Source organism: Halorubrum trapanicum (assembly GCF_017873555.1).
GTDB lineage: Archaea > Halobacteriota > Halobacteria > Halobacteriales > Haloferacaceae > Halorubrum > Halorubrum trapanicum.
In genome coordinates this window covers 1-1,402 of sequence record NZ_JAGGKE010000029.1, presented here as the reverse complement: position 1 = coordinate 1,402, position 1,402 = coordinate 1, and the positions used below count along the sequence as shown (strand labels likewise).

The window sequence follows — 1,402 nt, the reverse complement described above, 5'->3', positions numbered from 1 at the left end:
CATCTGTCTTTAGTTAAGCGAGAAACCGCGAGATAGCGGCGGCTTATCGAGGCATCTTTCGGAAGGAATGAGGAAGTCCAGTCTGTGCACGACAAGGACTCCTCATCTCGAATTATGCGTCGACTCACTACACTGTTTCCCTCTGAGTTCCTCGAAGAGCACGCCGAGGAACTCGGCGTGGTCGAACGTGACCGCAAGCTCCAGATCCCTGCCTTCGTTTGGGCGTTCGTGTTCGGCTTCGCCGCAGGCGAAAGCCGAACACTCGCCGGGTTTAGACGCTGTTACAACTCTACTGCCGATGAGACGATCTCTCCGGGTGGATTCTATCAGCGGTTGACACCGACGCTTGCAGAGTATCTCCGCGACCTCGTCGAGCGCGGTCTCGACGAGGTCGCTGTTCCTAACGCTGTTGACGCTGATATCGACCGATTTAGAGACGTGATGATCGCTGATGGAACGGTGTTGCGGTTACACGAATTTCTCTCAGACCAATTCGAAGCCCGCCACGAGGAGCAGGCTGGAGCGAAGCTCCACCTGCTCCACAATGCCACAGAGCAGACGATTGAACGGCTCGATACTGCTAACGAGAAAACGCACGACAGCACCTTGTTCAAAACAGGGCCGTGGCTTGAGAATCGCCTCGTGTTGTTCGATCTTGCCTACTTCAAGTACCGCCGGTTTGCGCTGATCGACGAGAACGACGGCTACTTCGTGAGTCGGCTGAAGCAGAACGCAAACCCGGTGATTACGGCAGAATTACGGGAATGGCGCGGCCGCGCCATTCCCTTAGAGGGCAAGCAGCTCCGAGCTGTTCTCGATGACCTTGACCGGAAATACATCGATGTGGAGGTCGAAGTCGAATTCAAACGGGGGCCGTACAATGGGACACAGTCGCTGGATACGAAGCGATTTCGCGTCGTCGGCGTCCGCAACGAGGACGCCGACGACTACCACCTGTACATGACGAATTTAGCTAGGGAGGAGTTCTTTCCGGCGGATTTAGCGGAGATCTACCGCTGTCGGTGGGAAGTTGAGTTGCTGTTCCGGGAGCTGAAGACGCAGTACGAATTGGACGAGTTCGACACGAGTGACGAACACGTGGTGAGGATCTTATTGTACGCAGCGCTGCTGTCGCTGCTTGTAAGCCGCGATCTGTTGGATCTAGTCACTGAGCAGGCGGATGATGAGCTTGTGTTTCCGACAGAGCGCTGGGCGGCGACCTTCCGGTCGCACGCCCAGCTCATTCTCCACGAACTCGGTGAGTTCCTCGGCTACTCACCGCCGCCGCTGCTCGACCGGCTGATCGAAGACGCTCAAAAGATCCACCAGCAACGACCAATCTTACAAGAGACGCTCGCTACCGCTACACAACCGAGGTGTGAGGCTTAACTAAAGACGGATG

Annotated in this window: 1 protein-coding gene; it reads left to right on the top strand. The window is 56.1% G+C overall.

Annotated elements, in window-relative coordinates; genetic code table 11:
* The first annotated feature begins 114 nt into the window (after positions 1 to 114).
* Positions 115 to 1,389, top strand: a complete 1,275-nt coding sequence (locus J2744_RS15260) for an IS4 family transposase (protein ID WP_050033723.1) — start codon at positions 115 to 117, stop codon at positions 1,387 to 1,389.
* The last annotated feature ends 13 nt before the right edge of the window (positions 1,390 to 1,402 follow it).

What these genes read in the sequence shown, in the direction of transcription:
- J2744_RS15260 (WP_050033723.1), top strand. Translation starts at nt 115, where the DNA reads ATGCGTCGACTCACTACACTGTTTCCCTCTGAGTTCCTCGAAGAGCAC.